Genomic DNA, 21883 nt, shown 5'->3' with positions numbered 1-21883 from the left:
TAAGTGGTGGTTGCTCATTACGGTGTAGCCTGTGTTGCGTTCCACACGGAAAACTGCCATAGCTTCATCACTCCTTTGCTTTAGATTTGTTGCGCAGTAGAACGCGGATTTTGAGGGGTAAGGTATCTTTTCCTTGCTTCCTCTGTTTTGCGTTCTGTAAGCCCGATAAATCAAGGCTTTTTTTGCCCCTACTGCGTAACATGAGGGCATAAAAATAGCGACGTTCCTGTTCTCCCAGTGAGAGAGTGAGAAACGCCGCTGTGCGGGTCGCTATTTCATTTCTTCTGCTATCAGTTCTTGCATGACTTCTCCAAAGTCTGCCATGAAAGAAAAGATGAAGTATTCCAAAACGTCGGGGTCTGCGTCCATAGGCTCGGCTTCCTCTGAAAAAGGCAAGCCCATTAGCCCATAAAGCAGTTTGATGATTTTGAACAGCTTGCCCCGGTCGGTGGGGTTGTTCATGGTTACAAGTACGTTGGTAAGGCGGTTGATTGTTTCCATGTCGCCGCCTGTCGTTACCCATACCATTTCCGCGAACGGCTGCGTGATTGCCCCGGCGACAAGGTTTATCTTATTCTTGCCGATTTCGCCGGACGGAAGTATAATACCCTTAGTCAAAAGTTCGTTTTTCATGTCGTCCTCCTTATATTCTGTGGTGCTAAAATGGTGCCCGGTCTTACAAAAACACCTTATGCGGAGATATGACAAGAAAAATGAAGATATGCGGAAAACCTTGATTTTAAGCCATTTTCACATTGGTTTATAAACATTTGTGAGGACTTATAAAAGGTTTTGCGTCTATCAAATCAATAAAAAATCCCTGCTTGCAGTATTATCTGCAAAAAATAATCATCAGATTTTATTAGATAAATGGTTATTAGTGGTTTGGCATAAGAGTTGTGTAATCTGGGATACACAAGCCAAGCATATAGAGTTTTACTCTATTTTAATCTCTTGATATACATAATATTAGGAGGTTTTAATATGAAAGAATCATTAGTGTGTTGCAGTATACCCCGCAATCTTCTGCTTAAACAGGATTACGACAAGAGTATAGATAAAGCTGAACATACAGACAACCGCATTTCTTCGGATTTCTATAATGTAATAATAGATGTCCTCATCGAAATGCTTAATATAGATTAAAATATAAACTTTGAAAATCATCTGTGCAGTTGCTTTTCAGTGACTGCACTTTATTAAATTATAAATACATATTATTAAAATGAAGAATTATTCTTATAGGAGTGGTATATATGGAAGAAACAATAAAAGCAGTCGGATATGCACGATTTTCTTCTTCAATGCAACGAGAAGAATCTATAACAGCTCAAAAAAGATATATGATGATGTATGCCAAAAGAAACAATATGGAAGTCATTGATTGGTATTGTGATGAAGCAAAATCAGCTAAAACAGTCAACAGACCTGCATTTCAGAAAATGATAAATGACGCAAAGAACAATCCTGAATTTAAGGCGGTATTGGTACATAAAACAGACAGATTTTCAAGAAATCTGAGTGATAGTATTCAATACAAAAAACTTCTTGAAGAATACGGTGTGCAAGTCATATTTGTTAATGAACGTTTTGAAAATAATCCTGAAAGTCATTTGTTATATCACATAATGGGTTCGGTCAATCAGTTCTACAATGAAAATCTTGCAAGAGAAGTAATGAAAGGACTGAAAGAAAATGCTTATCAATGCAAATTTACTGGTGGCAGACCACCTTTAGGATATGATGTTGACAAAGACCTTAAGCTTGTCATAAATGAAAAGGAAGCCGAAGCAGTTAGATTGATATTTGAAATGTCTGCCGAGGGATACGGCTACGGAGAAACAATAGACAAGCTGAATATTCTCGGATACAAAACTAAAAAAGGATTGCCATTTGTAAAAAACAGTTTGTATGAAATACTAAAAAATGAAAAATACAAAGGTACATACATTTTTAACCGCAGTTGTTCCGCAAATGCTTTGAATAAAAGGAACAATCACAGAAGAAAGCCTGAAGAAGAAATAATTATGATTGAAAACGGCTGTCCTGCAATTGTATCATCAGGATTGTGGCACAGAGCAAATGCAGTCAAAAAGGCAACTCGAAGCAGTTATACAAATGCCAAAAATACATATCTGCTAACAGGTCTTATACATTGCAGAGAATGTGGCGGAAAATTTCACGGAAATGTTCGCTACAACAAAAATAACACAAATCTGGTATATAGATGTAGTTCCAAGAAGAATAAAAGAAAATGTGAATCAAAAGAAATAAGGTGCGAATATCTTGACAGCTTTGTTATTGATAAGTTTGTTGAATTCTTCTTTAATGATGATAATATAAAAGTAATAACAAAGCAACTCAATGAGCAATACAACAAATCCTGTATATCGGATTTGGAATACAACGAAGCAAAATAAACCTTAAAAATTCTTGAAAAGAGCAGAAACAATCTCGTTGAAGCAATAGCCAAAACAGGCATAAATGACATAATGTCAGACAAAATCAAAGAGTATGAAGAACAAATCAAAAAGACTGCCGAGTTCATTCAAAAGTATGAAAAGCAAAAAATTGACAGAGTAATAACGGAAGATGAAGTCAGAGAACAAATAAATCATTTAAAGGATTACTTTTACAACCCTAAGAATATAATAAGAACAAAATTTGTTCTTTCTCAATATATAGACAGAATTGACATCTCAAACGAAAATGTTCAGGTGCAATTCAAAGTATCAATGTCCCCATCAGATAATACTGATGGGGATTGTTTTTGTGTTCATACTGAGATGATAAAGAGGAAATATCTTTTTGATTATGTCTGCGAAAAGGTTGATTTTGAGCAATGGAACATAGAAAAACTGAACAAATCAGAATCGGAACATAGAAAAAGTGACTTATTTGGTGGACACTGACCGTATGCATACTCACAATACTAAAAATGCGATTGGAATGGGAGTCTTTGGGTATATGGTGGGTTATTCTGTGTACGGTTATATGATTTATATTGAAGCATTTTTTACTACATAAATGATTATCTTTTTGTCTAAAACACCGCATAGATATGGGAATTATCATAAACAGAAAAAGTCACGACTGCATATGCAATCGTGACCGAGTTGGTGGAGATGAGGGGAATCGAACCCCTGTCCGAAAAGTATTTGCCAAGGCTTTCTACGAGCGTAGTTGTCGTTTTAAAATTCCCTTACCGCAGCACCCGACAACGGGTTATACGGCTCGGTAGCTTCTAATGTGTGACACAGCCCGAAGCATTGCTGTATTCACATTTACCACTAATCGACGCCCCTTACACAGCCGTGGTACTCTGTGCAGGAACGAGCAGCTTACGCTGCTAATCTAACTGTAGTTTTGTCAGTTATTTTAAAAGTTGCGGATTTTATAGTGGCTCTCCGCACCACTGCTCGCTTACCGAGGTTCACGCTCCCCGTCGAAGCCTTTACATCCCCGGATATAAACAAAGTTTAGCCTGTTTTAGGACTATCATTATACTATATATAACAAGCATTGTCAATCGCTTTTTGTCATATATGCTAAATTATCAAATTTTATTTAAAGACTGACAAAATGAGCCGCACAAATTAATGTACGGCTCTTTGTTATTATTTGCTGTGCTTATCTTTTTTCTTTTTTATATGAATTTCGGGAACTGCCACTGTATCATAAATAACAGATTCGTCGGCATTAGGTTTTTCGCTTGATATTTGCTTTACCTTACCTGTGTGAATTTCAGGAAAAGCAAGGTTTTCGGTTTCTACAAAATATTTATCCTTATCCTTCATAATATTACCTCCATTTTACAACAGATTAATAAAGAATGTGATTGTAAGGCTGTTAAGAAAATCTGCAAACAAGCTGCCTACTATAGGAATAATCAGATATGCTTTTACAGAAGGCCCATACTTTTCACAGATTGCCTGCATATTTGCCATAGCGTTAGGAGTTGCGCCCATACCAAATCCGCAAGTACCGGCTACTAATACCGCCGCATCGTAATTCCTGCCCATTACATTGAAAACCACAATATAAGAGAATAGGAACATTAGAGCTACCTGTCCTGCAAGCAATATAACAAGCGGAAGTGCAAGGTCAGCAAGCTGCCAGAGTTTTAGTGTAATCATTGCAATGCCGAGGAAAAGCGAAAGGCAAATACCGCCGAGGTCGTTAATTTCACCCATATGAATTGTAATTTTGCCTGTGTATTCGCCGATATTACGCATAATTGCCGCTGCAATCATTGCTCCGATGTAGATTGGAAATGTCATACCTGTGAGCGAGAGCAATTTTGAAAATATCGTGCCGATACCTACCGCAATAATAAGCTGAAATACAGCCGGCGCATACATTGAAAAATGTCTTTCGTGCTTTTCTTCTTCTTCAACAAGAAGAGTATCGTCATCATTTTTGATTGTTTCAAGAAGATTGTGCTTTTTAATAAGTCTGTTGCCGATTGGGCCACCCATAAGCGAACCTGCAACAAGACCAAATGTTGCCGCCGCAGTGCATACAGTTGTTGCTCCGCTAATACCGAAGTCCTCAAGCACCGGACCGAATGCACCTGCCGTACCGTGACCGCCTACCATTGGGATTGAACCCGTTGTCATACCCGTAAGCGAATCAAGTCCGAGGAGATTTGCAAGTCCTATGGCTGTGAAGTTCTGAGTTATTATAAGAACAATTACAAGTACAAGAAAAATAAGCAACGGTTTTCCACCGCTTTTAAGTACCTTTAAGTTTGCCTGGAAACCTACCGAGGTAAAGAAAAATACCATACATACTTCTTTTAAAGTATCGTCAAAATCAATTTCAAGTATTCCTGTAGAATAGCAAATCAAAGTAAATATTGCGAATATCAATCCGCCAATTACCGGTGCGGGAATACAGAATTTTTCAAGAAAAGAAATTTTTCTTTTAAGGAAAGCTCCTAATATCAGTACAACTACAGCAACTGCGATTGTCTGATACATATCAAGTGTAATGCTCAATGTTTACATTCCTTTCGCAGTTATTCTGCTGTTTTTACTTCAATGCCTTTTTCACTGTAATATTCTGCCGCACCGCTGTGGAACGGAATATTTACACCTGTTACGGCATCTTTTTCTATAATATCAAGGTCAGCCGAAACAGTAAGCTGAAGTTCGTTTGCGTTATCAAACACAAGTTTTGTAAGTGTTTTCACCTTATCATTTGAAAGTCTGTCACTTACAATAAGTACCGATTTTACTCCAACGGTATTTACATCCTTAGTCTGACCGTTGTATGTGTTTCCGTCAACCTTGCAGTCAATGTACGAATACGCTGATTTAAGCTTGTCTGACGCTTCTTTGTCAATGCTAAGAAGTTTTATGTCGCACTGTCTTGAAAGCTCTTCCACAACTGTGGCGTTTATGCCGACTGTCCAAAACAAAGCGTCAACCTCACCCGATACGAGTGCCTTGGCTGAATCCCCATAATTAAAGTTTTCCTCTTTAACCATTTTTTCATTCAAACCGTATGCGGATAAAATCTGTTTTGCATTGAGTTGTGAACCCGATTCTTCTTCACCGACGCTGACCGTTTTACCGAGTAAATCATGAACGCTGTTAATGTCAGAATCTGCCCTTACTATAATATGGCACACTTCGGTGTAAAGAGCCGCAACAGCGCTGTAATCTTTATATGCTGTTTTAAATGAATTTTCTCCGTTATATGCGTCGCTTATAATATCAGATTGAGCAATTGCCGCATCAAGATAACCTTGTGACAGCAAACGAACATTTGCCGCAGAGCCTGCTGTGGTCTTTACTTCAATCTTAAGAGCGCTGTCATTTTCGGCAAGCTGTTTTAATGAAGTTGCCGCCTGATGATAAACACCGCCCAAACCTGCCGCTCCGAATCGAATACTTCCGTCCCCCATCGAACAACCGCAAAGCAAAACAGTTAACACAACAAGCAGAAGTGCAATAATTTTTTTCATCTTACCGCCTCTTTTTTTAATAGAAAAGAGGAATTGTAAACAGCGTACAATTCCCCGATATTTACAATTGATTATAACATATTTAGTGTAAAAATGTCAAACCTGCAAATTGCTAATTAAGTTTCAATTCAACCTTGCTGCCGCCTGACTTTTCTTTAGTTACGACAAGCTGTTTGTCTATCTCACTTCTAAGTTCAGCCACATGAGATATGATACCGACAAGTCGATTATTTTCTGAAAGTCCCGACAGTGCTTGCATTGCCTGTCTTAAAGTTTCTTCATCAAGCGAACCGAATCCTTCGTCAACAAACATTGTTTCCATTTTAATGCCGCCTGCCGATTGTTTTGTAAAACCGTTTCCTCTCGCCTTTTTCCTTTCATACTCGGGATTGCGTTTCACGGTATACTGCTTGTTGCCGTTTACAAAGGTCAGTTCAACTGTTGTAGGAGTATCGTTAGCGTTCCAGCTCTTCACGCTGATTTGACGCTGCAAGCTGATCCGCACAGGCACGCGGATATAGAGAAATACTTTCATTTGGCTTCTCCTTCTGATGTAACTTTGCATAAGTCCTGATATACTTACCTTTATTACTTTACAAAAAGCAATACAAGAAGTATAATAAATATCACAATTTAGTAATATTAAATGCATAAAATCAAAAAATCCCAAATAATTTCCAGTTAAAATATATAATAGGAATAGGAGCATATAAATGAAAAACAAAATCTTATCAGCAATAATATCCATCGTGCTTATGATTTCACTTGTAGGATGTCAGCAGAATAATACCATTATTAAGCCTTATGTAGAAACAAAAATGGTCACGGAAAACAGCCAATTAGATTTAGTAACCTTTACATTTGAGTCGCCCGACAGCTGGACAACTGTAGCCGCAGATAAAGATTCACTTATTTGCAGGAGTCCATCATCAAACGAATCGGAGGAATATAAAAACTATATTTCTCAGGATTATTTAGTTATTTCAAACTATACTACAAATGATATTTTGCCGGTATCAGACGAATACAAACAGGGCTATGAAGATTTGTTCAAAGGAACATATGACGGAATAGAAAAAATCATCAGCGACAGCATTGAACACATAAATATAAGCAAATATTTGGACAGCTTACCTGACGGAGAAACCGGCTCGAAGTACAGTTTTTCAGATTTATTGAATATTCTTTCAGATCCTGACAGCTTTCCTGATTATGAAATTCCTGATTCCCTGCGCAACAAAACGTGGGCATCTGATTTTAAATATACAGAATATCAAGGGAAAGACGGTAAAATTATTACTGTAGAATATTCATACTTGGTTGATGATATTACGCATAAAGCTATTAATTGTTATAGAGATGATAATTACTCAGTATGCGGTGCTTTTGGTGATAGCAACGAGATTTCTTCAGGAGATGTTGCTTTATGGGTTGCAAATACCCTTGAGGTTTCCGAACATTACAAAATTGATGACGGAGCGGTATTAATAGAAGGAAAAGACTATTAATTATTAAATTTCCAATAGTAACATACTTTTTTAGAAAATTAAAGATATTATAAATAAAAACAGACCGCTACTGTAGTGTAACGATCTGCTGTAAGGGAAGGAAAAGTTTAGATAACTTTTTCAGCGTGCTGTTGCGATTGATAAAAACTTCTTCATATTGTTACTCCTTACATAATAATCTTTTCTTTTTATAGAACCAGAAAAATGATACTGTCGCTGTGAGCATTAAAAATACTGTTACAACAGTTGTGTAACTTACAATTGCGCCTGTTTTGATTGTGTTAGTATCATTTTCTACAACTGTGTTTTGATTTTCTGTTGTTTGTGTTGCAGTCTGAACTGTAGTGAATTGTGTGGTTGTTTCTTCGATTGTAAGAATTACATCTGTTTTTGCACTTTCGGCAGCCGCTGCATATGCGCAGCAAACTGTCGAAATAACACATAAAGCTAAAACTACGGTAATAACGGTTTTTTTCATAATTAACCTCGAGTTTTATTTATCTTATTTGTCCTCAAGAGATACTGTGTAGTTAATTACACCGTTATAGTTGCCGGCACCTACGCTATAGTAGTCTTTAAGTTTGATTTTTCTTGTGATTGTACCGAAATTTGAGCCGTCCCAAGAAGCAATCTCGTCACCGATTGTGTAGTAAGTAGGATTTGCAAAAGCGTCTGAATTGTATATTACATATTCAGCCTCCTGAAGATTTCTTGAATCCCATACTGCAAGAGTGTGAAGATTGCCGGAGTAACCTGCGCTCTCAATCTTTACGCTTACTTTTTTGCCGCTTGGAACAAAGGCTGTATCATTTTCAAGTGCAAGTGAATATGAAAGTGTTGATGACTCTTTTTGAAGTTCTGCTGTGAGAGGGATAGAAACAGTGTAAGCGGGTACGATTTCCGATTCACTTTTTGAATATGTAATTTTCTGCTGGAAGTCTGCTGTTGCGTGGTTTTCGTCAACAACCGGAGTGTCTGTTGTAGATGCCGCAAATGCTGCTGTTGTAGCGCATACGCTCATAGCTGCTGCCATCAATACTTCTGTAATTCTTTTTGCATTGATTTTCATAAATTTTCTTCTCCTTAGATTTTCAAATTCTAATGTCCTTGCCGCCAAATTGACGGCTGTTTATATATGATAAACCCATAAGGGATTATTGTCATTCAACTGTAAGCGTACTCTTAACCTGTGCACCGTTCATTTGTGAATTGCTGTCAACAGAATATGTTGAAATATTAATTATTAAAGTGTATGTACCTTTTTCAATCGGTTTGTCAAGAGTTACGCCCTTAATTGCATCACCCGGTTTTACAAGGTCTGTAGTGCAAAGTGTTTCACCTGTTTCCTGCAAAGAAAGCGTAAATTTAAAATTACACGGATTTTCCTCGGGATTTAAAAGAGTGATAGGAAAGTCTGTGCTTTCACTTGAGATTGTCATATCGGGATAACCCGGAATTTTAATTCCCTGTTCAGCGCCGCCCGCATTTGAAACTTCCTGTTCGTAATGCGATGCGTCACTGTCAAACACAACGCCCTGCTGCTTTGCCGTATCCTGTGTTTGTGAGCTGTTGTTATTCATCAGCAACACACCCATAGTAATGCCTACTGCCGCAAGAATTGCTATAACCGCAATAAGAACAATTACCAAAACTTTTGAGTTTTTACTTTTATCTTCCATTTTTCTTCCCCTTTTCTGACGATATTCTAACACCGTAATTTTATAATACAGTCATATTCTTTTATCACTCTTGTAAAAGATTGTAAAGTTTTGGGCAGTAAAAAAGCCCTGCACAAGGCAAGGCTTTGAAATATATTTAGGTAATCAACTAACACTGTCTGTAAATTTTTTAAATATTTTTCTGCTGTTTTCATCTGTAAAGAAAGAATACTCCGGGTGCCACTGCACCGCCCATACAAATTTTTTGTCGGGTGCAAACAGTGCCTCTATAAGTCCGTCCTCCGAAACCGCCATACACTCAAGATTCGGTGCAATATCTTTTACTGCCTGATGGTGCAGGCTTGTAACCTCTAAGGCATCTGTATTCAACAATTTATGTAAAGGCGAATTTTTCATTATTTTTACACTGTGAATAGGTTTATCATACGGGTGGAGCTGATGATGCACGGTATAGGTAGGATGCTCTGTTTGTAAATCCCGATACAGCGTACCGCCCATAACAGCATTAATAAACTGTATGCCACGGCAAATACCTAAGATTGACTTGTCTTTTTCATAAGCCAGACGAAAAAGCTCTGTTTCCATATTATCTCTTTGCGTACAGCTTTCTCCGCACTGCTTTGTTCTCGCTTCGTTATAAATTTTCGGGTCAACATCCTGTCCGCCTGTAAAAAGAAATCCGTCACAAGTATTTACAAGCTGTTTTATAATCTCTTCATCCTCGGTTAAAGGCAACATAACGGGAATACCGCCCGATTTTTCAATTCCTTGCATATAGTTTGGCAACATCCAATAGCAGTTTTTTTCAGAGTCCCAAAGCGGAACAACACCTATTAACGGCTTTTTCATACCTATTACCTCCAATAAAAAAGACAAGAAAGTCCTGCCGAACTTCCTTGTCCAAATTTACAAGAATATTTTAGCACACTGTAAATATTTTTTCAAGTATTGAAAGAAATCAAATTATTTAAAAATGTCGGACTGAAAGAAAAAAAGACCGCCTCCCTTGCTGTAAAACGGTTCTTAAAATATCTTGATTATATTGACTGACAGCAAAAAACTCGGCAACCGTAAAGATTGCCGAGTTTTTTATTCGGAAATATTTGCTTTCGGTGTGACATAAACAGTTTTGTTATTTACATAAATAACCATACCCGGTCTTGCACCGCTTGGCTTGCTTACATAACGCACAAGCGTGTAATCTACAGGCACTTGACTGCTTTCTCTTGCTTTACTGTAATATGCGGCAAGCTGTGCCGCCTCTAAAATTGCGGTATCGCTAATTTCTCTGCCTTCCGCAAAAACAACTGTATGCGAACCGTGAATATCTTTTGTGTGCAGCCACATATCATTTTTATTTGCAATTTTTAATGTAAGTTTATCATTTTGAGTATTGTTTCTGCCTACCAAAATTTTAAATCCGTCACTTGAAGTAAATTCAAGCGGCGGCAGTGCCGCCTGCGGTCTTTGCTTACCCTTTTGTTTGCGTAAATATCCCTGCTCGGTAAGCTCTTCCCTTATCTGCGCAAGTTCACGCTCACTCTCCGCACGGCTGACCGTATCAAGTACAGAATCAATGTATTCAAGCTCTGACCTGCCTTTCTCAATCTGTTCGGTCAAAATATGCTCTGCATTTTTCGCTTTTTGATAATCTTTATAATATTTTTGAGCATTTGCTGCCGGAGAAATTGCAGGATTGAGTTTTATGCGGATAAGCGACATATTTTCATCGTAAAAATTTTCCACTTCCGCAAAAGATGCGCCACGCTCAATACGGTAGAGATTTGCCTGCAACAAATCGCCGTTTATTCTAAGCTGTTCACGATTTGCACATTCTTTAAGTTCAATCTTTTGCTTTGCAAGTTTACGGGAAATTCTTTCGCTTAAATTAACAAGCATTTTTGTAAGGTCTTGAGATTTGACCCTCATTCTCTCTCTTGAATCTCTGGTTTCGTAAAAGCTGTCAAGAAGTTGTGAATATGTGTCAAAGTGCTTTATTTGAGCAAAATTTCCGTATTGCTCAATATCTGTAAATGTAAAATCAATCGGCTTGCCGTCATCTCTTATAACCATACACGGTTTGCCTGCATATTTATTAACATTTACATACAAATTATTGAGCACATCAACAAGTCTGTCATAATGCTGTTTATCCATACGGGTAGTTGTGCCCTCGCCCACTCTGTACTCAAGTTCTCTGCACACAAGAGGCGATACACCCTGAATTGCCCTTAGCAGTGCCTTGTTAAGCATCATTTCGCCGTCAAAATCAACTGTTTTTTCCGCTATTTCTTCTGCCGAATGTTTAAGAATTGAAAGTTTATCCTGCGCCTCGGGAAGTTCGTATTTTATATTTGGAAGCACAAGTCTACGGCTGCTCATAGTCAGGTCAACACGCTTGAGGGAATCAATAATTACTCCGTTTGAATCCACAATAATAATATTGCTGTACATTCCCATAATTTCGCAAACTACTGTTATTAGAACGGTATCACCAAGTTCGTTTACACACTCAAAATCAAGGAACAGCACTCTGTCACATTCCTGTTGACGAACCGCAACCAGCTTTCCGCCGCCGATACGCTTACGCAAAAGCATACAAAACATAGGCGGTGAAGCGGGATTTTCAGGTGTATTGCCGCAAAAATGCACCCTCGGTGAATTTGCCCTTGCCGAAAGCAAAAGTTTTTTATTGCCGTTAAAGGTACGCATCGCAAATACAAGTTCATCTCTGTTCGGCTGATAAATCTGCGATACCCTGGCACCGAGCGCCTCGGTTTCTATTTCGTGTTTTATATATCTTAAAAAAATTCCGTCTAAAGCCATCTTTTACCTCTATTTATGATATTTGCCGTTGGTAGAAATTTCAAACGCACGGTAAATCTGTTCCGACAGTACCATTCTTGCCATCTGATGAGGAAATGTCATTTTACTCATAGAAAGTTTGAAATCTGCTCTGTTTTTCACCTTATTGCTAAGTCCGTAACTTCCGCCGATAATAAAATCCACCGTACTTTTTCCTGTAATTGCCGCATTGTCGAGCATTGCAGAAAGTTCTTCGCTTGAAAGCTGTTTGCCCTCGATGCACATTGCCACCGCATAATCACCTGCACCGATTTTCTTAAGTATTCTCTCTCCCTCTGCCTCAATTACCTCTGAAATTTCAGCCTCGTTCGGATTGTTATTTCTTATTTTTTCTTCCGCAAGTTCAACTACCGCAAATTTACAAAAGGCAGTAAGTCGTTTTGCGTATTCGGAAATTGCGTCTGTAAAATATTTCTCTTTAATTTTTCCTATACAAATTATATTTATTCTAATCATCTTTCACCATTAAAAAATTACCGATTTAGCATTAGTTTCTACGGGCGCTACATCGAGAGTATAATCTATTCCCCTATTCATTCCGTACTTTGAAAGTTCGTTTACAGCTGTATTAAGCGCTATTGACGGAGTATTATTTTGCTCGCTTAAGTGACCGAGCATAAGTCTTAAAGTACCTGACTGCACAAGTCCCGCAAGCTCGGCGGCACAATCGGGATTAGACAAATGACCGTATTTAGAGAGTATTCGCTTTTTGAGCACAAACGGATACGGGCCGTTTTTCAGCATATCAACATCGTGGTTTGACTCAATAACCGCAAAATTGCTGTGTGAAACGGCATTTCTTACATCATCGGTCATATATCCCATATCAGTTGCTATTGTGGCAGTCTTTCCGTCTGCAAGCGTAACACTGTAGCAACAGCTTTCAGCGGCATCGTGCGGAGTATCAATTCTTTTAATAAGCATATCGCCTACCGCAACTTCGTTTTCGATAACCTCGGTTTCAAATCGTTTATCCAGACGATTTGCCCTTTCAAGCGCCTCAAGTGTACCCTGACTTGCATACACCTTAAAATTATAGCGTGATGCAAGCACTTTTACGGCACTGCAATGGTCTGTATGTTCGTGTGTAATAAACACTGCGCCTATTATGCGTGGATCTATTGAATTTGTAAGTAATGCATTTTCAATCTGTTTGCATGAACGACCTGCGTCAATAAGTACGCCCTGTGTTGCCGTACCCAGAAAATAACTGTTTCCTTTACTGCCGCTAAAAAGCGGTACTGCCTTTGCCAAACTAATCTACCCCTAATCAATAAAATCATAATATATAATAGCACAAAAAATTCACTTTGTCATCTGCATAATGAAAACCCACAGCTTTTGGCTGTGGGTAAAGTGATTATTTTTTAACAAGAGCGGATGCAGGGAGTGCATATTTTTTCTTGTATTCCTTATAGTCTGCGTTGTACTGAATATCATCGGAATTTTTAAGCTCGTGCAAATATTCGTGTGCATCGTAGCCGTTGTTGTTGATTTCAATAACACCGACCGCAATGTTTGAACAATGGTCGGAAACTCTTTCCATACTTGTAATAAGGTCAGAGAAAATAAATCCGAGTTCTATTGTACATTCGCCGTTTGTAAGACGCTTAACATGAGCCTCTTTAAGTTTATCTCTGATGCGGTCAATAACCTGTTCAAGAGGTTCAACTTTCGCCGCAAGTTTTACATCGTTATTGATAAATGCAAGCGTTGCATTATTTATAATCTCTTTTATAGCGTCCATCATAACATTAAGACCCGCCATAGCCCCTTCGGAGAAAACCGCTTTTTTCTCCTCAATTTCTTTTGCGGCACCGACAATATTCATTGCGTGGTCGCTGATTCTCTCGAAATCACCTATACCGTGCAAAACTCTCTGAACACTTTTACTGTCGTTTTCAGAAAGATTTTTCTGACTTAGTTTTACAAGATATGTCGAAATTACATCTTCGTACATATCAATTGTGTCTTCGTTTTCAGAAAGGGTGTCAGCCGCTTTTTCGTTATAATTACCAACCATTTCAAGTGCGCCGAGAAGTGTACCCTCCGAAAGTCTTGCCATTTTTTCCGTAACATTTAAAGCACGGTCTGTTGCAAGTGAAGGTGTGTTGAGGAAACGCTCGTCGAGGAATGGTGTTTCACTTTCTTCTTCCGTATCCTTAATTGTAAGGCAAGCGAGTTTTTCAAGCTGGCGTGTAAAAGGAAGTAACATAGCTGTTGCTGCAATGTTAAATGCTGTATGGATAACAGCGATATTTGCCTCGGCAACCACATCGTCCAGGAATCCGTATTGGAATATTAAATTTGAACCGTAAAACAGCGCACAAATTACAAGTGTACCTATAATATTAAAATAAAGGTGTACCAAAGCAGCACGCTTAGCGTTTTTCTTTGCACCTATACAAGAAATCAAGGCAGTTACGCAAGTACCTATATTCTGACCCATTACAATCGGAATTGCCATTGAGTATGTAATCGCACCTGTTTTTGAAAGTGCCTGCAATATTCCGACCGATGCGCTTGAACTCTGGATAATTGCTGTGAGTAATGCACCTGCAATAATACCGAATACAGGGTTATTAAAGACTGTAAGAAGATTTGCAAAGTTAGGATTGTCAGAAAGAGGTGCTACCGCAGAACTCATAGAATCCATACCGAACATTAAAATTGCAAATCCCAAAAAAATAGACGCAAGGTTTTTCTTACTGTCGCTCTTTGTAAACATAATAAGAATTATGCCTATAAAAGCGAAAACAGCAGAAAAAGATGTCGGTTTAAGCAGTTGCATAAATACGCTGTCGCCCTCAATACCCGAGAGGCTTAAAATCCACGCTGTAACTGTTGTGCCGACATTAGCACCCATAATAATTCCTATTGCCTGTCTTAGCTTCATAATACCGGAGTTTACAAAGCCGACTACCATAACCGTAGTAGCGGATGATGACTGTATAACAGCTGTAACGGCTGCACCGAGCAAAAATCCCTTGAAAGTATTGTTAGTCATTTTTTCAAGAGTTTTTTCAAGTTTACCGCCCGAGAATTTTTCAAGGCCGTCACCCATTGTATTCATACCATACAAAAAGAGGGCAAGACCGCTCAGCAGCTGAAGTATCGAAAAAATATCCATATCCCTAAACTCTCCTTTTCCTTTGTAATGATATTAGTATTAAGTCAAAGTTTTATTTTGCATTTGTAAAATCTATGTAAAGTTTTTTACACAACAACAACTGCGCCCTGTTTATAAGTAAGACTTAAACAAGACGCAGCCGTAATATTAAATATTAATATTTAATTTTGCTAAAAGTACATTTTATAATTTTTACAATGCTTTTACTTTAAATGTAAATACCGTACCGTTTTCATTACTCTTTAATGTAATAGTACCGTCATGTCTTTCGGCAATATGTTTTACAATTGCAAGTCCAAGACCTGTACCGCCGGTTTCTTTAGAACGGCTTTTGTCAACTCTGTAAAAGCGCTCAAAAACTCGTTTTTGATGTTTTAACGGAATACCGATTCCCGTATCCGCAACACTGAGAACGGCGTTTTCGTCCTCTTTTTTAACAGTAACGGTAACATTTCCGCCCTTGCGGTTATATCTTATCGCATTGTCACAAAGGTTATAAACAAGTTCATAAAGTTGGTTACGATTGCCGTTTATTAAAATTTTATCTTCCGCATTAACTTTAATGACAACCTCGTGTTTATTTGCATTTGTATGTAAATCTTCCGCTACCTCTCTTGAAAGTCCCGACAAATCGACCTTATCGTAATTTACGGGTCTTGTATTTTCGTCAAGCTCCGAAAGCTCGATAATATCGCCTATAAGTGAAAGCAGTCTGCCCGATTCCTTATGAATTTTTCCTGCAAATCTTTCTATATCTTCGGGTGCAACAATTCCGCTTTCTATAATTTCCGCATAACCCGAAATTGAAGTGAGCGGAGTTTTTAACTCGTGGGTAACATTTGCGGTAAATTCACGCCTCATTTTTTCGGCTTTTCGTTTAGCCGAAATATCAATTATAAGACAGATTACACCTTTTTGTTCGCTGTTGGAATACACCGGACTTGCAATTATCTGCAATACTCTGCCGTTTATATTGCCTTCATTACTGCTGCGTTCACCGCTGAAAGCCTTGTCAACACATTCGCACAAAACCTCATTGCGTGAAAATGAAATAAGACTTTCGCCAACAGTGCCCTCTGAATCCGTGCCGAGATATTTTGAAGCGGAATGATTACACATAAGCATATTCTTATCCATATCAAGCATTATAAAGCCCTCGGACATATTTTGAATAAGCGTGTCTATTCTGTCTTTTTCAAGCTGTAAGCGTGAAACCTGCTTGTTAATCTGCTTTTGCTGACTTGAAATGGTGCGGGAAATTGAACTTAATTCTTCATATTGATTGCCGTCAACATTGCTTTCGAGATTTTCTATAGGCGCAATAATTTTTTTCGTTGACCTTTTTGAAAGCACACAGCAAAGAATAAATACAATAATTATTACGGCAAACAAAATCGGAACAAGGTGCATAAAAATGGAGTAGCCGTTTTCCATAGTTTCAGACAATCGCAAAACATTTCCGTTTGAAGTTTTTACAGCATAATAATATGTAACATTGCCGAGTGTTTCTGATTTTCTGCTGTCATCGCCGTATCCGTTTTTCATTGCATTTATAAATTCGGGACGATTGGAGTGATTTCCCATTTTTGTAACATCAACGCCGTCATCGCTTTCCAAAAGAACATTTCCGTTGCCGTCGAGCAATGTAACTCTTATTCGTGATGAACTTAAATCGTGCAGCAATTCATAGCTGCTGTTTTTATTATAAAGATTTGCGGCTATATTTGCATAATCTTTTAATGTTGTTTTTTCCGAAGAAGAAAAAATAAACCAGAAAGCGGCTGTTGAAAAAACAGCCGTCAAAAGAATGGATACACCAGCGGTGATTATAAATCTTTTTAAAAGAATTTTTCTTAGTTTCATTTATCATTCTCCTGCCTTGTATCCTACATTACGCACGGTTTTAATAAGATTGCCGCATTCTCCGAGTTTTTGTCTTAGAGTTGTAATGTGCATATCAACCGTACGGCTCTCTCCCTCGAAATCGTAACCCCAAACATTAATAATAATGTTCTCTCTTGTGAGTGCCATACCTTTATTGTTAAGCAGGTATTTGAGCAATTCGTACTCCTTATATGTAAGGCTGCACTGTTCTCCGTTTGAAGTTACAATATGCTTTGAATCGTCAAGAACAATTCCGCCAAGTTCCACGGTTTCGGGCTTTTCTTCTACCGTACAGCGTCTTAAAATCGCCCTTACTCTTGAAATAAGTTCAAGTACGGAGAACGGCTTTGTAAGGTAATCGTCGGCACCCATATCAAGTCCTTTTACCTTATCCATCTCACTTGACTTTGCGGTAACAAGAATAACCGGAATATTTTTTGTAGACTTGTCTTTTCTTAATTTTTCAAGTACAGACAATCCGTCAAAATCGGGAAGCATTACATCAAGAATAACAAGCTGCGGCTTTATTTCCGCACACGCTTTAAAAAAGCTCTTGCTTTCTCCAAAGCTTTTAACCTCATAACCGCTGTTTTTCAGTGCGTAGGTTTCAAGCTCCCTGATGTCTGTATCGTCTTCTACAATATAAATTAACATATAATTCTAACTCCCCGATATAGATTTAAGGCAGACATACTTCCGCCTTAAACCTAATTATATCACAATAGTCTTGATTTGCAACAAAAATCATCAAAGGTTATACTGTCTTTCCTGTAATTGAAAAAACTACCCATTCGCCGATATTTTCCGCATGGTCGCCGATTTTTTCAAAATACTTTGCAATAAGCAAAACATCTATAGCCTGCTGATCAAGTTCTTTGTTTGCGTTTATAATATCGATAACCTCTTGTTTTACCTTATTGAAAAGGTCATCAATTGCGTCGTCCATAGTAGCTACGGTCTTTGCAAGTTTCAAGTCTTTTTTAACAAAAGCGTCAATAGCCGTTGTTACCATATTTGAAGAACGCTCTGCCATTTCAGAAAGATGAGTCATTGAATAAATATTTTCGCAGTCTTTCAAATAAGTTGACATTTCCGCAATGTCAATAGCCTGATCGCCGATTCTTTCAAGGTCGGTAATCATCTTAAGAGCCGCAGATACCGTTCTTAAGTCACCTGCAACAGGCGACTGTAAAAGGAGGAGATTTAAACAATAGTTTTGTATTTCTCTCTCCATCGTATTGATTTTTTCTTCAATAATTCTTGATGTTTCAAGTTTATCGTATTCACCGTTTGTAATAATGGTTATCGTATTTTTTATTGCACCTTCAACCAAAGCGCCCATTTCAATGAGTTTATCGTTCAGTGCTTTTAATTCCAAATCAAAATACTCTCTCATTAGCCGAACCTTCCTGTAATGTATTCCTCTGTACGCTTATCCTTTGGAGTAGAAAACAAGGTAGCCGTATCAGTGCATTCAATCATTTCGCCAAGCAGGAAGAATGCCGTATTATCAGCAATTCTCATTGCCTGCTGCATATTATGTGTAACCATAATAATGGTATATTTATCTTTAAGCTTCATACAAAGTTCCTCGATTTTACCTGTGGAAATAGGGTCAAGTGCAGATGTTGCCTCGTCCATAAGTAAAACTTCAGGCTTTACCGCAAGCGCTCTTGCAATGCAAAGACGCTGCTGCTGACCACCCGAAAGACCGAGTGCGCTCTTCTTAAGTCTGTCCTTAAGTTCATCCCAGATAGCGGCATCTTTCAAAGACTGCTCTACGATTTCGTCAAGCTCTCTTCTGCTTCTTATACCGTGTGTTCTCGGACCGAAAGCTATGTTATCATACACGCTCATAGGAAATGGATTTGCTTTTTGAAAAACCATACCCACTCTTTTTCTGAGAACATTTACATCCATATTTTTGCCGTAAATATCCTCGTTATCAAGACGGATATCACCTGTAATTTTACAACCCTCAACCAAATCATTCATTCTGTTAAGTGATTTCAGGAGCGTTGATTTACCGCAGCCCGACGGGCCGATAAAAGCTGTAATACGGTTTGCCTCCATATTAAAGTTTACAGACTTTAATGCGTGAAATTTGCCGTAATACAGGTTCATATCCTTAATTGTAAACTTATCCATTTATTTTCCTTCCACTCTTACTTATTTTTACTTGTAAGCTTTTTGGCGATAAATGCCGAAAGCGTATTTATTAAAAGTACAAGCACAAGCAATACAACCGCTGTTGCCCAAGCCTGATCTGTATGCAATCCCTCATTTGCAAGTACATACATATGAATAGCAAGCGTTCTGCCCGAAGACATAAGACCTTTTGCAAGACCCGACGCCGAACCCGATGTATATAAAAGAGCCGCAGTTTCTCCGACTATTCTGCCGACTGCAAGAATTATACCTGCAAGAATACCCGGCATTGCACTCGGAAGAATTATTCTTATAATTGTTCTCAGCTTGCCTGCGCCAAGTCCGTAACTGCCCTCTCGGTACGAGTCGGGAACAGAAAGCAAAGCTTCCTCTGTAGTTCTCATAATTGTCGGTAATACCATAATTGCAAGTGTAAAAGAACCTGCAAGCAATGAAAGTCGCCACTGCAAAGTAGTTACAAAGAATAGCATACCGAACAAACCGTAAACAATCGACGGAATACCCGAAAGAGTTTCTGCCATAGTTCTGATAAGTTTTACAAACTTGTTGCCCCTTTTTGCATATTCAGCAAGGTAAATCGCAGCACCTACGCCAAACGGTACGGCAATTACCAAGGTAAGCAAAGTTACCACAACAGTATTGATAATTGCAGGCATACAGGATACATTATCACTGTTATATTCCCATGCAAACAGCTCCGGAGTAATATGCGGAACACCCATTACAAGAATATATACAATTAAAAATACCAGAGCAAGCACTGATATTGCCGCTGCAAGTACAACCAATATAAACAAAACAAGTGAGAGCGGCTTTCTTTTATATTCTCTTAATCTTTGGGCAAATCCTGTTTTATTGATTGCCTTTATTTCATTGTTATCAGCCATTCTTTTCACTCCTGCTCTTAATTGCCTGCATTGAAAGTGTAATAATTAATATGAACACAAACAAAACTACACCTGTTGCTATAAGTGCCTGTCTGTGAAGTCCTGTTGAGTAACCCATCTCAAGTACAATATTTGCTGTAAGCGTTCTTACACCGTCCGTAAGTGATGTAGGAATCTGCACCTGGTTGCCTGCAATCAGGATAACCGCCATAGTTTCGCCGATAGCTCTGCCTATGCCAAGCACAACACCTGCAAGAATACCCGACTTTGCGGCAGGAAGCATTGTTTTGAACACACTTCTCTCTCTTGTTGCACCGAGTGCCAATGCACCCTCGTAGTAATTTTCGGGCACCGCACGGATTGCCGACTCCGAAACGCCTATAATTGTAGGCAAAATCATAATTCCGAGCACTATTGACGCCGCAAGCAAACTTGAACCGTCGACGTCAAAGTTATCTCTGATAAACGGTACAATTACCATAAGTCCGAAAAAGCCGTAAACGATTGACGGAATACCTGCGAGTAATTCTGTTGCGGGTTTTATAACCTTATATAACGGTTTCGGACAAAAACGAGCAAGGAAAACCGCTGTTAAAATTCCGATCGGCACACCGATTACTACCGCACCGGCTGTAACATATATACTGCCGATAATCATTGTAAATATTCCGTAGCTTGCAGGAACATTTGTCGGTGCCCATTCTGTGCCGCCTATAAAATTAAAAAGTCCGATTTCTGCCATTGCCGGAACACCGTTGTAGAAAAGGAAAATACAAATAAGCACAACCGCCGCTATGCTGGCAAGGGCTGTCAGGAAGAAAACTCCCTGCATAGCCCTTTCTTTAATATTGCTTAATCTCATTTAGTTATATCGCTCCAAACCTTAGCTTCACCTGTGTAGATAGCTTTTACCTGATCCATTGTGAGATTTTCTGTAGTATTGTTTGTATTTACGATTACCGCAATACCGTCTTTTGCAATTGTTGCTGATGCAAGAGCTGTTTCTGTATCCTTAAGCTCTCTTGATGCCATACCGATGTCACAAGTACCCTCAAGTGCAGACTGCATACCTGCCGAAGAGTCTGATGTCTGGAGTTCGATTTCTGCCTTTGTATTAATCTGCTTGTAAGCCTCAATAAGTTTTTCCATTACAGGAGATACCGAAGAAGAACCTGCAACTGTAATTTTGCCCTCCGGCTTTGTTCCTGCATATGCTGCATTTTCAGATACCGGAACATAACCCTCTTTAGAAATTACTGCCTGACCGTCTGAACTTAAGATATAATCTACAAAGTCCTTAGCAACACCGCTTAAGTCACCCTTATATGCAATGTTAAACGGACGGCTGATTTTATATTCGCCTGACTTTACATTCTCTGCTGTTGCGTCAACATCTTCAACCTTAAGAGCCTTAACGCTGTCGTTGAGTGAACCGAGTGAAATGTAACCGATTGCTGCGTCATTGCCCTTTACATTAGTAATAACAGCCTCAGTACCGTTTACTGTAACTGCATCTGTTCTTGTCGTATCTTTCTTTGTGTCGCCGTCTTTAACAAGAACACCTGTAAGCTCTACGAAAGCATCACGAGTACCGGAGCCCTGCTCTCTTGTAATAACAGAAAGTGATTTGCTTGTATCAAAAGCACTTGTGTTTGATGAATTGGCATTGCTTGAGTTGTCGCCAGATGCTGTTGATGATGAATTGCCGCCGCAGCCTGCAAATGCACTTGCCATAATTACGCCTGCTGCTAATACCGATAATAATTTTGTACTTGTTTTTTTCATAAATA

24 protein-coding genes, 1 other RNA gene and 1 pseudogene are annotated in these 21883 nt (G+C 38.6%); 4 read left to right on the top strand and 22 right to left on the bottom strand.

The window, feature by feature from the left end; all coding sequences use genetic code 11:
* Window positions 1-210: pseudogene (locus I2E21_RS12145) on the bottom strand (hypothetical protein); the annotation flags it as partial.
* A gap of 60 nt (window positions 211-270) precedes the next feature.
* A complete protein-coding gene (locus I2E21_RS10450; protein WP_005928529.1) occupies window positions 271-633 on the bottom strand; it encodes a hypothetical protein in 363 nt (120 codons plus the stop codon).
* 351 nt (window positions 634-984) lie between these two features.
* Here I2E21_RS10450 and I2E21_RS10445 point away from each other — a divergent pair, with 351 nt between their 5' ends.
* From I2E21_RS10445 to I2E21_RS10435, 3 genes are all read left to right on the top strand, one after another.
* Window positions 985-1146: a hypothetical protein gene (locus I2E21_RS10445; RefSeq protein ID WP_022234621.1), complete on the top strand. Its 162-nt coding sequence runs from the start codon at window positions 985-987 to the stop codon at window positions 1144-1146.
* Window positions 1147-1256: 110 nt separating this feature from the next.
* Window positions 1257-2420 (top strand): recombinase family protein, encoded by a 1164-nt coding sequence (locus I2E21_RS10440; protein WP_195411275.1) that lies wholly within the window; start codon window positions 1257-1259, stop codon window positions 2418-2420.
* A 72-nt stretch (window positions 2421-2492) separates the two neighbouring features.
* A complete protein-coding gene (locus I2E21_RS10435; protein ID WP_195411274.1) occupies window positions 2493-2912 on the top strand; it encodes a hypothetical protein in 420 nt (139 codons plus the stop codon).
* Between the two features lie 205 nt (window positions 2913-3117).
* On the opposite strand, the gene ssrA is transcribed toward I2E21_RS10435, so the two are convergent.
* From ssrA to I2E21_RS12595, 5 genes are all read right to left on the bottom strand, one after another.
* Window positions 3118-3464: a transfer-messenger RNA gene (gene ssrA / locus I2E21_RS10430) on the bottom strand.
* 153 nt (window positions 3465-3617) lie between these two features.
* Window positions 3618-3797, bottom strand: coding sequence for a hypothetical protein (locus I2E21_RS10425; RefSeq protein WP_022234618.1), 180 nt, complete (start codon window positions 3795-3797; stop codon window positions 3618-3620).
* A 15-nt stretch (window positions 3798-3812) separates the two neighbouring features.
* Window positions 3813-5000 (bottom strand): sodium/glutamate symporter, encoded by a 1188-nt coding sequence (gene gltS, locus I2E21_RS10420; RefSeq protein WP_022234617.1) that lies wholly within the window; start codon window positions 4998-5000, stop codon window positions 3813-3815.
* A gap of 20 nt (window positions 5001-5020) precedes the next feature.
* A complete protein-coding gene (locus I2E21_RS10415; protein ID WP_195411273.1) occupies window positions 5021-5971 on the bottom strand; it encodes a TAXI family TRAP transporter solute-binding subunit in 951 nt (316 codons plus the stop codon).
* A 112-nt stretch (window positions 5972-6083) separates the two neighbouring features.
* Window positions 6084-6506 (bottom strand): hypothetical protein, encoded by a 423-nt coding sequence (locus I2E21_RS12595; protein WP_347708284.1) that lies wholly within the window; start codon window positions 6504-6506, stop codon window positions 6084-6086.
* A gap of 178 nt (window positions 6507-6684) precedes the next feature.
* Between I2E21_RS12595 and I2E21_RS10405 the strand changes: the two genes are divergently transcribed.
* Complete coding sequence (locus I2E21_RS10405; RefSeq protein WP_195411272.1) at window positions 6685-7479, top strand: hypothetical protein; 795 nt, start codon at window positions 6685-6687, stop codon at window positions 7477-7479.
* A 160-nt stretch (window positions 7480-7639) separates the two neighbouring features.
* Here the strand turns inward: I2E21_RS10405 and I2E21_RS10400 are convergent, their stop codons facing one another.
* The 15 genes from I2E21_RS10400 to I2E21_RS10330 form a co-directional block, all read right to left on the bottom strand.
* Window positions 7640-7957 carry a hypothetical protein gene (locus I2E21_RS10400; protein ID WP_195411271.1) on the bottom strand — a complete coding sequence of 106 codons (318 nt, stop codon included), beginning with the start codon at window positions 7955-7957 and terminating at the stop codon, window positions 7640-7642.
* 24 nt (window positions 7958-7981) lie between these two features.
* Window positions 7982-8548, bottom strand: coding sequence for a hypothetical protein (locus I2E21_RS10395; protein ID WP_195411270.1), 567 nt, complete (start codon window positions 8546-8548; stop codon window positions 7982-7984).
* 91 nt (window positions 8549-8639) lie between these two features.
* Window positions 8640-9158, bottom strand: coding sequence for a hypothetical protein (locus I2E21_RS10390; RefSeq protein ID WP_022234610.1), 519 nt, complete (start codon window positions 9156-9158; stop codon window positions 8640-8642).
* 144 nt (window positions 9159-9302) lie between these two features.
* Complete coding sequence (locus tag I2E21_RS10385) at window positions 9303-10007, bottom strand: gamma-glutamyl-gamma-aminobutyrate hydrolase family protein (RefSeq protein ID WP_195411269.1); 705 nt, start codon at window positions 10005-10007, stop codon at window positions 9303-9305.
* Window positions 10008-10247: 240 nt separating this feature from the next.
* Window positions 10248-11984 (bottom strand): NFACT RNA binding domain-containing protein, encoded by a 1737-nt coding sequence (locus tag I2E21_RS10380; RefSeq protein ID WP_186936265.1) that lies wholly within the window; start codon window positions 11982-11984, stop codon window positions 10248-10250.
* A gap of 9 nt (window positions 11985-11993) precedes the next feature.
* The gene (gene rlmH / locus I2E21_RS10375) at window positions 11994-12479 is read right to left on the bottom strand and encodes a 23S rRNA (pseudouridine(1915)-N(3))-methyltransferase RlmH (RefSeq protein WP_022234607.1); all 486 of its coding nucleotides are present in this window, start codon (window positions 12477-12479) and stop codon (window positions 11994-11996) included.
* Between the two features lie 9 nt (window positions 12480-12488).
* Window positions 12489-13277 (bottom strand): MBL fold metallo-hydrolase, encoded by a 789-nt coding sequence (locus I2E21_RS10370; RefSeq protein ID WP_195411268.1) that lies wholly within the window; start codon window positions 13275-13277, stop codon window positions 12489-12491.
* 106 nt (window positions 13278-13383) lie between these two features.
* Window positions 13384-15153 (bottom strand): Na/Pi cotransporter family protein, encoded by a 1770-nt coding sequence (locus I2E21_RS10365; RefSeq protein ID WP_195411267.1) that lies wholly within the window; start codon window positions 15151-15153, stop codon window positions 13384-13386.
* Window positions 15154-15345: 192 nt separating this feature from the next.
* Window positions 15346-17016: an ATP-binding protein gene (locus tag I2E21_RS10360; RefSeq protein WP_195411266.1), complete on the bottom strand. Its 1671-nt coding sequence runs from the start codon at window positions 17014-17016 to the stop codon at window positions 15346-15348.
* Window positions 17017-17019: 3 nt separating this feature from the next.
* Complete coding sequence (locus I2E21_RS10355) at window positions 17020-17691, bottom strand: response regulator transcription factor (RefSeq protein WP_022234603.1); 672 nt, start codon at window positions 17689-17691, stop codon at window positions 17020-17022.
* Window positions 17692-17791: 100 nt separating this feature from the next.
* A complete protein-coding gene (gene phoU / locus I2E21_RS10350) occupies window positions 17792-18433 on the bottom strand; it encodes a phosphate signaling complex protein PhoU (protein ID WP_195411265.1) in 642 nt (213 codons plus the stop codon).
* Window positions 18433-19185, bottom strand: coding sequence for a phosphate ABC transporter ATP-binding protein PstB (pstB, locus tag I2E21_RS10345; protein ID WP_022234601.1), 753 nt, complete (start codon window positions 19183-19185; stop codon window positions 18433-18435). The genes phoU and pstB overlap by 1 nt, the downstream gene beginning before the upstream one ends.
* A 17-nt stretch (window positions 19186-19202) precedes the next feature.
* Window positions 19203-20093 carry a phosphate ABC transporter permease PstA gene (gene pstA / locus I2E21_RS10340; RefSeq protein WP_178587398.1) on the bottom strand — a complete coding sequence of 297 codons (891 nt, stop codon included), beginning with the start codon at window positions 20091-20093 and terminating at the stop codon, window positions 19203-19205.
* On the bottom strand, window positions 20086-20955 hold the full coding sequence (gene pstC / locus I2E21_RS10335; protein ID WP_186936276.1) for a phosphate ABC transporter permease subunit PstC: 870 nt from the start codon (window positions 20953-20955) through the stop codon (window positions 20086-20088). The genes pstA and pstC overlap by 8 nt, the downstream gene beginning before the upstream one ends.
* Window positions 20952-21878, bottom strand: a complete 927-nt coding sequence (locus I2E21_RS10330) for a substrate-binding domain-containing protein (RefSeq protein ID WP_195411264.1) — start codon at window positions 21876-21878, stop codon at window positions 20952-20954. Before I2E21_RS10330 ends, pstC begins: the two co-directional genes overlap by 4 nt.
* Window positions 21879-21883: the final 5 nt, after the last annotated feature.

The sequence above is a fragment of the Ruminococcus sp. BSD2780120874_150323_B10 genome (genome assembly GCF_015553695.1).
In the GTDB taxonomy this organism is placed as follows: Bacteria; Bacillota; Clostridia; order Oscillospirales; family Acutalibacteraceae; genus Ruminococcoides; species Ruminococcoides intestinale_A.
The sequence above is the reverse complement of the archived record's forward strand: the minus strand, read 5'-3'. Positions and strand labels throughout refer to the sequence as shown.

Excerpts from the sequence above, each read along its gene's own strand:
- I2E21_RS10450 (WP_005928529.1), bottom strand. The coding sequence starts at position 633 with ATGAAAAACGAACTTTTGACTAAGGGTATTATACTTCCGTCCGGCGAA.
- I2E21_RS10380 (WP_186936265.1), bottom strand. The coding sequence starts at position 11,984 with ATGGCTTTAGACGGAATTTTTTTAAGATATATAAAACACGAAATAGAA.
- pstC (WP_186936276.1), bottom strand. The coding sequence starts at position 20,955 with ATGAGATTAAGCAATATTAAAGAAAGGGCTATGCAGGGAGTTTTCTTC.
- I2E21_RS10405 (WP_195411272.1), top strand. The coding sequence starts at position 6,685 with ATGAAAAACAAAATCTTATCAGCAATAATATCCATCGTGCTTATGATT.
- I2E21_RS10355 (WP_022234603.1), bottom strand. The coding sequence starts at position 17,691 with ATGTTAATTTATATTGTAGAAGACGATACAGACATCAGGGAGCTTGAA.
- pstB (WP_022234601.1), bottom strand. The coding sequence starts at position 19,185 with ATGGATAAGTTTACAATTAAGGATATGAACCTGTATTACGGCAAATTT.
- pstA (WP_178587398.1), bottom strand. The coding sequence starts at position 20,093 with ATGGCTGATAACAATGAAATAAAGGCAATCAATAAAACAGGATTTGCC.
- I2E21_RS12595 (WP_347708284.1), bottom strand. The coding sequence starts at position 6,506 with ATGAAAGTATTTCTCTATATCCGCGTGCCTGTGCGGATCAGCTTGCAG.
- I2E21_RS10400 (WP_195411271.1), bottom strand. The coding sequence starts at position 7,957 with ATGAAAAAAACCGTTATTACCGTAGTTTTAGCTTTATGTGTTATTTCG.
- I2E21_RS10395 (WP_195411270.1), bottom strand. The coding sequence starts at position 8,548 with ATGAAAATCAATGCAAAAAGAATTACAGAAGTATTGATGGCAGCAGCT.
- I2E21_RS10330 (WP_195411264.1), bottom strand. The coding sequence starts at position 21,878 with ATGAAAAAAACAAGTACAAAATTATTATCGGTATTAGCAGCAGGCGTA.
- I2E21_RS10415 (WP_195411273.1), bottom strand. The coding sequence starts at position 5,971 with ATGAAAAAAATTATTGCACTTCTGCTTGTTGTGTTAACTGTTTTGCTT.
- I2E21_RS10440 (WP_195411275.1), top strand. The coding sequence starts at position 1,257 with ATGGAAGAAACAATAAAAGCAGTCGGATATGCACGATTTTCTTCTTCA.
- I2E21_RS10360 (WP_195411266.1), bottom strand. The coding sequence starts at position 17,016 with ATGAAACTAAGAAAAATTCTTTTAAAAAGATTTATAATCACCGCTGGT.
- I2E21_RS10445 (WP_022234621.1), top strand. The coding sequence starts at position 985 with ATGAAAGAATCATTAGTGTGTTGCAGTATACCCCGCAATCTTCTGCTT.
- I2E21_RS10385 (WP_195411269.1), bottom strand. The coding sequence starts at position 10,007 with ATGAAAAAGCCGTTAATAGGTGTTGTTCCGCTTTGGGACTCTGAAAAA.
- I2E21_RS10425 (WP_022234618.1), bottom strand. The coding sequence starts at position 3,797 with ATGAAGGATAAGGATAAATATTTTGTAGAAACCGAAAACCTTGCTTTT.
- I2E21_RS10435 (WP_195411274.1), top strand. The coding sequence starts at position 2,493 with ATGTCAGACAAAATCAAAGAGTATGAAGAACAAATCAAAAAGACTGCC.
- I2E21_RS10390 (WP_022234610.1), bottom strand. The coding sequence starts at position 9,158 with ATGGAAGATAAAAGTAAAAACTCAAAAGTTTTGGTAATTGTTCTTATT.
- phoU (WP_195411265.1), bottom strand. The coding sequence starts at position 18,433 with ATGAGAGAGTATTTTGATTTGGAATTAAAAGCACTGAACGATAAACTC.
- I2E21_RS10365 (WP_195411267.1), bottom strand. The coding sequence starts at position 15,153 with ATGGATATTTTTTCGATACTTCAGCTGCTGAGCGGTCTTGCCCTCTTT.
- rlmH (WP_022234607.1), bottom strand. The coding sequence starts at position 12,479 with ATGATTAGAATAAATATAATTTGTATAGGAAAAATTAAAGAGAAATAT.